The organism is Streptomyces purpurogeneiscleroticus, from assembly GCF_020024005.1.
GTDB classification, from domain to species: domain Bacteria; phylum Actinomycetota; class Actinomycetes; order Streptomycetales; family Streptomycetaceae; genus Streptomyces; species Streptomyces purpurogeneiscleroticus.
Map to the genome: position 1 here is coordinate 1 of NZ_NHSG01000492.1, position 8,595 is coordinate 8,595.

9 protein-coding genes are annotated in these 8,595 nt (G+C 71.7%); 2 read left to right on the forward strand and 7 right to left on the reverse strand.

What is annotated here, in order from left to right:
- Nucleotides 1–173: 173 nt before the first annotated feature.
- From CCS38_RS35085 to CCS38_RS35100, 4 genes are all read right to left on the reverse strand, one after another.
- Nucleotides 174–1,268 (reverse strand): YlbL family protein, encoded by a 1,095-nt coding sequence (locus CCS38_RS35085; protein ID WP_223737667.1) that lies wholly within the window; start codon nt 1,266–1,268, stop codon nt 174–176.
- Nucleotides 1,269–1,325: 57 nt separating this feature from the next.
- Nucleotides 1,326–1,511, reverse strand: a complete 186-nt coding sequence (locus CCS38_RS35090; RefSeq protein WP_223737668.1) for a hypothetical protein — start codon at nt 1,509–1,511, stop codon at nt 1,326–1,328.
- A gap of 368 nt (nt 1,512–1,879) precedes the next feature.
- Nucleotides 1,880–2,359 carry a molybdenum cofactor biosynthesis protein MoaE gene (locus CCS38_RS35095; RefSeq protein WP_223737669.1) on the reverse strand — a complete coding sequence of 160 codons (480 nt, stop codon included), beginning with the start codon at nt 2,357–2,359 and terminating at the stop codon, nt 1,880–1,882.
- A 208-nt stretch (nt 2,360–2,567) separates the two neighbouring features.
- Nucleotides 2,568–3,719, reverse strand: coding sequence for an SDR family oxidoreductase (locus CCS38_RS35100; protein WP_308050912.1), 1,152 nt, complete (start codon nt 3,717–3,719; stop codon nt 2,568–2,570).
- A 247-nt stretch (nt 3,720–3,966) separates the two neighbouring features.
- On the opposite strand from CCS38_RS35100, the gene CCS38_RS35105 reads away from it, so the two are divergent.
- Nucleotides 3,967–5,457: a zinc-dependent metalloprotease gene (locus CCS38_RS35105; protein WP_223737671.1), complete on the forward strand. Its 1,491-nt coding sequence runs from the start codon at nt 3,967–3,969 to the stop codon at nt 5,455–5,457.
- 2 nt (nt 5,458–5,459) lie between these two features.
- Nucleotides 5,460–5,990 (forward strand): NUDIX hydrolase, encoded by a 531-nt coding sequence (locus tag CCS38_RS35110; RefSeq protein ID WP_223737672.1) that lies wholly within the window; start codon nt 5,460–5,462, stop codon nt 5,988–5,990.
- Between the two features lie 87 nt (nt 5,991–6,077).
- On the opposite strand, the gene CCS38_RS35115 is transcribed toward CCS38_RS35110, so the two are convergent.
- The 3 genes from CCS38_RS35115 to CCS38_RS35125 form a co-directional block, all read right to left on the reverse strand.
- Nucleotides 6,078–6,836, reverse strand: coding sequence for an AIM24 family protein (locus CCS38_RS35115; RefSeq protein WP_223737673.1), 759 nt, complete (start codon nt 6,834–6,836; stop codon nt 6,078–6,080).
- Nucleotides 6,837–6,856: 20 nt separating this feature from the next.
- Nucleotides 6,857–7,540: an AIM24 family protein gene (locus CCS38_RS35120; RefSeq protein WP_223737674.1), complete on the reverse strand. Its 684-nt coding sequence runs from the start codon at nt 7,538–7,540 to the stop codon at nt 6,857–6,859.
- 11 nt (nt 7,541–7,551) lie between these two features.
- The coding region (locus CCS38_RS35125) for an AIM24 family protein (RefSeq protein WP_223737675.1) at nt 7,552–8,595 on the reverse strand (1,044 nt) is incomplete at its 5' end.

Sequence of the window (8,595 nt, forward strand, 5' to 3'; positions counted from 1 at the left end):
CGCTCACGGGGGGGCTTGGCGGCTTCATGGGCGCGCACGGGGGCTTGGGGCTTCAGGACGAGCACAGTGGGCTCGGCGGCTCGGAGCGCGCTCGTGGGGTGAGCCGGCTCGGGGCGCGCCCCGAGCCGGCTCGGGGCGCTCGGCCAGAGCGCCCGTGCGGCCCCGAGCTGCCGTCAGGAGTGCGCGGCAGGCGTGCAGCTCGGCAAGTGCGCCGTGTCGCCCTTGCGGATCTTCGACAGGGCCTGTGTCGCGTCGTGAATGGTGTTCACCTTGACGAGCCGGAGCCCGTCCGGGGTGTCCTTGGCCGCGGTCGCGCAGTTGTCCTTCGGAGTGAGGAAGTACTCGGCGCCCTGGTCGCGGGCCGCGACGGTCTTCATGGAAATACCGCCGATCGGCCCGACCTTGCCCTTCTCGTCGATCGTTCCCGTACCGGCGACGAAGCTCCCGCCGGTCAGGTCCTCGGGCGTGAGCTTGTCGACGATCCCGAGAGCAAACATCAGCCCCGCACTCGGACCACCCACATCGGCGAGCTTGATGTCGATCTCGAACGGGAACGTGTGATCGAGACCGGCCTGGATGCCGACGATGGCCCGGCCGTCCGTGGCCTTCTTCGTCGTCAGCGAGACCTGGCGGCCACCGGAGGGCTTGCGGCCCTTCTTCTCCGCCGCGGCCGCTTCCTTGGCCGGGACCAGCGTGAAGGTGACCTTCTCGCCCGCCTTGTGCTTCGTGACCATCCCGGCGACGTCCGCGGGCCGCTTCACCGCCGTACCGTCCACCGCCTTGATGACGTCACCGGCGTGCAGCGTGCCGTCGGCCGGAGTGTCCTTCATGACCGAGGCGACCACGACCTGCGAGTCCACCGGAATGTGCAGCTCGTTCAGGGCCGCCACCTTGGCGCTCTCCTGGGACTGGCTGAACTCCTCGGCGTTCTCCTGGTCGGCCTGCTCGGCCGTCTGGTTGTCCGGGTACAGCGTCTTGTGCGGCACCACGGCGCTGTCGTGCGCCAGCCAGCCGTACGCCGCCTCGAAGAGGTTCATGCGGTAGTCGGGGCCGGTGACACGGACCGTCGTCATGTTGAGATGACCGGACGTCGGATACGTCTTGCGGCCGTCGATCTGCAGCACCGGCTCGCCGCCATGGTCGCCGAGGGTGTTGACCGTGGGCCCCGGCGTCATCTGCGCGTACGGCACCGGAATCAGCACCCCGGCGCACAACAGCGCGATCAGCATGAGGGTCGAAGCGAGGAGCGTCGCGGTCCGGCGTGGCATGGAACGACAGTACGGGACGGGTATGACAAGCGGCCCGCGGGGCCGTCCGTACGTGGCTCAGGCCGCGTCGGAACGGACCTCCGCGGGCGGCACGTCCTCCCGCTCCATTGCCTCTCGGAAACGGGCGTACCCGGCGAGCTCGGCAACATCCCCGGCCTTGCGGTACCTCATGGTCCACGTACTCCACACGCCCGCAGCCAGTGCGGCGAGAACCGGAATCAGCAACCAGAGAAGCGCACCCATAGCGGCCTCCCGACCCCTTGTACACAACCGCAACGACGAATAAGCAGATTAACCATCCGACAGCTCAACGCTCAGGCCCGGGGGCGGGTTACGCAACCGGAGGATGATGTCGGCTGTCCGGCTGATCACCGGGCGTCTGCGGCGGGGCGCCCGTAGAGAGCGCGTACCCACTTATGGGCAGCTCACGACTCCCGCGCGCCCCATGAATGCGCCCTACACGCTTTCTTTACGCCATGGGAGCGAACCGATCACGTGGAGGGGGCTACGCGCCGACCTGCCCTCCCGTCACCCGGCCTCCACCCCCGGAAGGCGGCGCTATGCGCCGACCCGCCCTCCCGTCGCCCGACCTCCGCCCCCAGAAGACGGCGCTACGCGCCGACCCATTCTTCTGTCCCGTCCGAAAACGTCTGGTGCTTCCAGATGGGGACCTCGTGCTTGAGGTCGTCGATGAGCCGTCTGCACGCCTCGAAGGCTTCGCCCCGGTGCGCGCAGGACACCGCCACGACGACCGCGAGGTCACCGATGCGCAGATCCCCCACCCGGTGGACCGCGGCCAGCGCCCGGACGGGGAAGTCCGCCGCCACCTTCTCCGCGACCCTGCGGAGCTCCGCCTCGGCCGTCGGGTGTGCGGAGTAGCCGAGCCCGTCGACGTCCGAGCCGCCGTCGTGCGAGCGGACGGTGCCGACGAACAGGGCGGTCCCGCCGGACGCGGCGTCCCCGACGGCTGTGAACACCTCGTCCACGGACAGCGGCGTGTCCCGGATGCCCAGCAGCCGGATCGGATCCGCTGTCCCCTGCTCACCGGGGTGATCGGGGCGCGGCGACGAGTGGTGGTTCGTACCAGACATGTGCCCATCGTGCCCCACGGACGCGGCGCGGGGGAATGGCTGTTTCACCTGGTGTACGTACCGCCTTATGGAGGGTCCTACCAGACCGTAGGGGGACTGCCGCCGCGTACGGACGACGCATTCCCGCCGTCCGGAGGGAGCCACCGCTTCCGTACGGTCCCCGGCACCCCTGTGGTGCGCGTGGCCCGAGAGGCGCCGCCGCGCCGCCTCAGAGACGCCGCCGGGCCTTACGGGCGCGGCGTACGAGTGCGGCGGTGCCCAGCAGCGCGACGGTCGCGCCCGCCGCACCGGCGGCGGTGGCGTCCTTTCGGCCCAGCCGGCGCCCGGCCACCGTGTGCCGCCCCGCGACCTCCTCCAGGAGCTCGGCGAGCACCTCCTCATTGGTCCAGCGCGGCCGCCAGCCCGCGTCGTGCAGCCGGCTGCCGCTGACCACCCACGGGTGCATCGTGTACGCCAGGTCGCCGGCGGGCGAGGGCGTGAGCCCGATGCGGTGCAGCCGCGCCGCGGCGCCGAGGGCCACCGAGGAAGGCAGCTCCATCCTGCGGATACCGGTGAGCTCCTCGACCTCCTCCTGCTCCAGCCAGCCGTCGCAGCCCACCGCGAGCTCGCCCTCGACCTTCTCCAGGGCGGCGTACTCCAGGGCGCTGACCAGGTCCTCCACGTGGCAGAACTGCCACGTGGGACGGGAGCCCGCGACGACCAGGAGGCGCGGCGACTCGAAGTACCGGGTCAGCGCGGTGTCGGTGCCGCCCACGAGGACGGTGGGGCGCAGCACCGTGACGTTCAGTCCGGGGTGGGCGCGCGGCGCCCGGTGGGCCAGCCGTTCGATCTCCATGAGGTCGCCGACCCCGGTGGCGTCCGCGGTCGCGCGCAGCTCGGCGTCCTCGGAGAGCGGGACGTCGTTGTCGGGCAGCGCCCCGTAGACCATCGCGGAGGTGCACAGGACGACCCGGTGCACGCCTGCCGCGGCGGCCGCGGTCAGGACGGTCTGGGTGCCGCGCACGTTGTACGCGGTGCGGGCGGCCGGGTCGGTCTCCAGGTCGAGATCGAGCGCCAGGTGGACGACGACGTCGGCGCCCCGGAGCTTCTCGGCGATGGCGGGGTCGCGGACATCCAGTACGTGCCAGTCGGCGTCCTCGTCGTCCCCGCGCCGCTCATCGATGGCCACGACCCGCTTGACCTCGTCGGACTCCAGCAGGGCGCGGGTCAGCAGCGCGCCGATACCGGAGGCGGCGCCGGTGACCGCCACGACGGGGCGGTGCTGCGGCGCGGCGGCCCCGGGGAGGGTCGTATCGGACGTCTTCTCGGGCCTGGCAGCACTGTTTCGCGCTGCGCGAACGGTCGGATCTGGGGAACTCACCGGGCGTCTCCAGCGGTTGTCTTCAGTACGTATGCGCACCGGCGCGTACGAACCAGCGTGCGTCCATCCTGCCGCAGGCGCCCCGACAGCCAAGCACCGAGCCCCGGAGCGGCGCGGGGTGTCAGGAGGTGTCCGGCCGACCTTCTCCGCGGCCGCGGAGAACGGCCGGGCACCCTCTAGGCTGGAAGGGAATGTCGGGCAGCCGCCGTCGGCCCGGGGCCGGCGGCCCTACGAGCCGAGGAAACCCGTGAGTGACAACCCATTCGGATTCGGCCTTCCGCCGGAGGAGCCGGAGGACGGCGACAACGGCAAGCAGAAGGGCGGCCAGGGAGGTAACCAGGGCCCCGCGAATCCGTTCGGGTTCGGCGGCGGGAGCGGCGGCGCGGACAACCCGTTCGCGGCGCTCTTCGGCGGCATGGGAGGGCCCGGGGGCGAGATGAACCCTGGCGACCTCGGAGCCGCCTTCCAGAAGCTCGGCCAGATGCTCTCGTACGAGGGCGGCCCGGTGAACTGGGAGATGGCCAAGGACATCGCGCGCCAGACGGTGGCGCAGGGCGCCCCGGACGGCAGCAAGGACGCCAGCGTGGCGCCCGGTGAGCGGGCCGCGGTCGAGGAGGCCGTGCGCCTTGCCGACCTGTGGCTGGACGGCGTGACGTCGCTGCCGTCGGGCGCGGGCAGCGTGGTCGCCTGGAGCCGCGCCGAGTGGGTCGAGGAGACCCTCCCGGTGTGGCAGGAACTGGTCGACCCGGTCGCCGAGCGCGTCGGCGCCGCGATGGGCGACGTGCTCCCCGAGGAGATGCAGGCCATGGCGGGCCCGCTGCTCGGGATGATGCGCTCCATGGGCGGCGCGATGTTCGGTACCCAGATCGGGCAGGCGCTCGGCACGCTGGCCGGCGAGGTCGTCGGCTCCACGGACGTGGGGCTGCCGCTGGGCCCGGCCGGCAAGGCCGCCCTGCTGCCGGGCAACGTCGAGGCGCTCGGCTCCGGCCTGGGCGTACCGCCCGAGGAGGTGCGGCTGTACCTGGCGCTGCGCGAGGCCGCCCACCAGCGCCTCTTCGCGCACGTCCCGTGGCTGCGCTCGCACCTCTTCGGTGCGGTCGAGGGCTACGCACGCGGCATCAAGGTCGACACCAGCAAGCTGGAGGACGCGGTCGGCCAGCTCGACCCGGCGCATCCGGAGCAGTTGCAGGACGCGCTGCAGCAGGGCATGTTCCAGCCCGAGGACACCCCGGAGCAGAAGGCCGCGCTGGCCCGTCTGGAGACGGCGCTGGCGCTCGTGGAGGGCTGGGTGGACGCGGTGGTGCACGCCGCTGCGGCCCCGCACCTGCCGTCGGCCGACGCGCTGCGCGAAACGTTGCGGCGGCGCCGGGCGACCGGCGGTCCGGCCGAGCAGACCTTCGCCACGCTCATCGGCCTGGAGCTGCGCCCGCGGCGCCTGCGGGACGCCTCGCGGCTGTGGGCCTCGCTCACGGACGCGCGCGGCCTGGAGGGCCGGGACGCGCTGTGGTCGCACCCGGACATGCTCCCCACGGCGCAGGACCTGGACGACCCGGACGGCTTCGTGCACCGCGAGCAGCTGGACTTCTCCGAGCTGGACAAGATGCTCGGCGAGGCGGCGAAGGGCACGGCCGAGGGCGGCAAGCCGGACCTGACCAAGCACGAGGGCGCCGAGGGCGAGCGCTCCGAGGGCGACGGTCCCGAGGGCAAGGACAGCGGCGAGGGCGACGGCACGAAGTGACCGTGAGCCTTCATGAGAACGCGGCGCGGGTCCTCAAGGAGTGGCCCGCGCCCGCTCCCGACCAGGAGCAGCTGCGGCTGGCGTACCTGGACCACCTGGCCACCCACCCGGACGGCATGTGGAAGCCCTGCGGCGACGGGCACCTCACGGCGAGCGCCCTGGTGATCGACCCGTCGCGCGGCAGGGTGCTGCTCACGCTGCACAAGAAGCTGCGGATGTGGCTGCAGATGGGCGGCCACTGCGAGCCCGGGGACGCCACGCTGGCGGACGCGGCGCTGCGCGAGGCACGCGAGGAGTCCGGTATCGCCCAGGGACTGACGCTGCTGCCGGGCGGCCCGGTGCGCCTGGACCGCCATCACACGCCCTGCGCGTGGCACTTGGACGTGCAGTACGCCGCGCTGGCCCCCGAGGGCGCCACGGAGGCGATCAGCGACGAGTCACTGGACCTGCGCTGGTTCCCGTACGACGAGGTGCCGGACGTGGCCGACGAGTCGGTGGTACGCCTCATGGAGCGGACCAGAGCGCTGCTGTAGGACGCACGACGAGCGGGCCCGGCACAGTGAGTGCCGGGCCCGCTCGCGCGTCTCTGAGGCCCGCCTGAGGGCGTCCCTCAGTTCGTGTCAGTTCGTGAAGATGTTGCCCTGGTTCTGCCCGTGGGCGCCACGCTGCCCCATCCCGTACTGGGCGGCGAGGCCCTGCCCGATGACGGCGTTCTGCGGCGGCAGCAGTTCGCTGGGCTGGACGAGCGCGTAGCCCTGTCCGAGGAAGCTGAGCTCCCAGCCCTCGCCCGTGCTGCCGCGGCGCCGCCACACGCCCGAGGAATGCGTCTGCGCCTGCATCTGGACGCGCAGCGAGGTCGACCAGGCGACCACCGCGTCCGCGTCGGCGTTGACGTACTTGTCGGGCGTGACCTGCATCATCAGCGGCTGGCCCGAGGTCATCAGCGCGACCTTGCCCTGCCCTGAGATGTTGAGCTGGTACTTGCCGGTGCCCGAGATGCCGTACTGGCTGTCCACGGAGATGACCTCCCAGTGGAGCGTGGAGTCCAGCGCGAGCACGTAGTTGCTGTCGACGGTCAGCCCGTCGTGATCGACGTCCACGAGGTGGACGTGCTGGGCGAGGTTGGCCAGGTAGACCGTGCCCTGTCCGGAGACGCGCATCAGGTCCAGGCCCTCGCCGGCCCGGGCGCGCCGCCGCTGCTGGTTCGGGGTCTGGTACTCCCCGTCGAATTCGAGCAGCCCCTGATAGGCGACCATCGTGCCCTTACGGGCGAGCAGGTCCTCGTGGCCGGTGAGCGCAACCCGCAGCAACTGCGGGTTCTGCAGCGCGTACCGGTCCTGGGTCTGCGCCTCTGTGTAGGCGAAAAGCGGGCTCTGCATGGTTACGGAAGTCCTCCCCCTCAGCCCCGGGCCCGGAGCCGGTCGGCGCTGTCCTCGCTGGGCTGTACGACCACGAAGCCCTGGCCGGAGAAGCCGAGCTGGTACGCCTCGCCGCTGCCGCGCCCGATCATCGAGGACGCCTTGAAGCTGCGCTTGCCCTTCACGTTCAGATTCGTCGACCAGGCCACGAGCGCGTCCGGGTCCACATAGGTCTCGTCCTCGCCGCGGCCGCAGTCGACGACGATCGGAGTGCCGCGCGAGGTCAGCGCGACCCATCCGGTGCCCGCGATCCCCACGTTGAACAATCCCTGTCCCGCGAACTTCGCCATCCCCTTGACGCGCTGGACGCCCCACTGGAGGTGCGCGTCGAAGGCGAGCAGGTTGGTGCCGTTCACGGAGATCGCGTCGTCGTTGAGGTTCAGGCACACGACGTCCGCGCCGTAGTCGGCGAGGTAGAGCAGGCCGTCGCCGCCGGCCTTCATGAGGGGCGCGCCCTCGCCGGTCAGCCACTGGGAGGCCGTCTGGCGCACGGCCGGCGGGTTCGGCTCGTACTGGACGAAGCCTTCATAGGCGACCATCGAGCCGGTGCGGCAGAAGACGTCCTGGCCGCTCTGCATGGCGATCTTCACCATCGCACTGCCGTGGTTCTCCATACGGGCCGCGGGTGCGGTCGGGGCGTAGCCCGAAAGCTGCTGCTGAGTCATGACGGGCTCCCTCAGACCTCGTAGGGCTGGACGACGATGAAGTTGCCGGGCGCACCCCGGAACTGGAGGTTCACGGTCTCGCCGGAGTGGCCTGGGTAGGCGCTGCGGCGCAGCCGCACCTGGCTGGAGATGATCACCTGGGAAGCGGCGGACCACGCGACGATGGCGTTGGCGTCCGCGAAGGTGGTCGGAGTGACGGGCAGGACGACAGGCGTTCCCGCGGTCTTCACAACCACCGTGCCGGTGCCCTGGAACTGCATGGTGAACAGCGCGCCTCCGGGGATGCCGTGCCCTTCGATACGGCGCACCTCGTGCTGCAGCGACTCGTCGAAGGCCAGCACGCTCTCGGCGTTGACGCAGATCGCGTCGCCCTGCAGCTCGATGGGGTGCACATGGGCGCTGTTCTCCGCGAAGAAGACCTGGCCCTGGCCGGAGCAGCGCATCAGCTGCATCTCCTGGCCGGTGGCGTTGCCCACGATGCGGCCGCGGAAGCCGGCACCCTTGTAGCTGAAGTCGACCTTGCCCTGGTAGAGCACCATGCTGCCCTGACGGGCCAGCACCGGCTGTCCGTCGACTCCGAGGTCGACCCGGATCAGCTTCTCGCTCTGGGGCGTCCAGCGCTGCCCTGTGGGGGCCTCCCGGTACTTCTGCAGCGAGGCTTCCAGCCCCGGGCCGCCCTGCTGCGGCACGGCGTACTGCCCGCTGCCCTGCGGCGCGGGCTGCCCGTAGCCGGGCGGCTGCTGGCCGTACGGACCGGGCTGGGCGGGCGGTGGCACGGGCTGGCCCGGATAGGGCGCGGGCGCTCCATAGGGGGCCGCCGGGGCAGGGGCTCCGTAGGGAGCGGGCTGCCCCTGTTGCGGGCCGTCTTGCGGCATACCGTACGGCGCCTGCGGCGGCGTGCCGGCCGGCGGCGCTATGGGGGCGGCGATGGTCGGCGCCGCGTGCATCTGGGCCTGCTGGTCCTGCTGACCCTGCTGCGGAGCCACCGGCTGCTGGGCGAGGGCGGGCTCGGGCTGCGTGGCGTACGGCTGCGCGGGCTCCGGGACCGTGGGCTG

What these genes read in the sequence shown, in the direction of transcription:
- CCS38_RS35085 (WP_223737667.1), bottom strand. Translation starts at nt 1,268, where the DNA reads ATGCCACGCCGGACCGCGACGCTCCTCGCTTCGACCCTCATGCTGATC.
- CCS38_RS35090 (WP_223737668.1), bottom strand. Translation starts at nt 1,511, where the DNA reads ATGGGTGCGCTTCTCTGGTTGCTGATTCCGGTTCTCGCCGCACTGGCT.
- CCS38_RS35095 (WP_223737669.1), bottom strand. Translation starts at nt 2,359, where the DNA reads ATGTCTGGTACGAACCACCACTCGTCGCCGCGCCCCGATCACCCCGGT.
- CCS38_RS35115 (WP_223737673.1), bottom strand. Translation starts at nt 6,836, where the DNA reads ATGCAGAGCCCGCTTTTCGCCTACACAGAGGCGCAGACCCAGGACCGG.
- CCS38_RS35120 (WP_223737674.1), bottom strand. Translation starts at nt 7,540, where the DNA reads ATGACTCAGCAGCAGCTTTCGGGCTACGCCCCGACCGCACCCGCGGCC.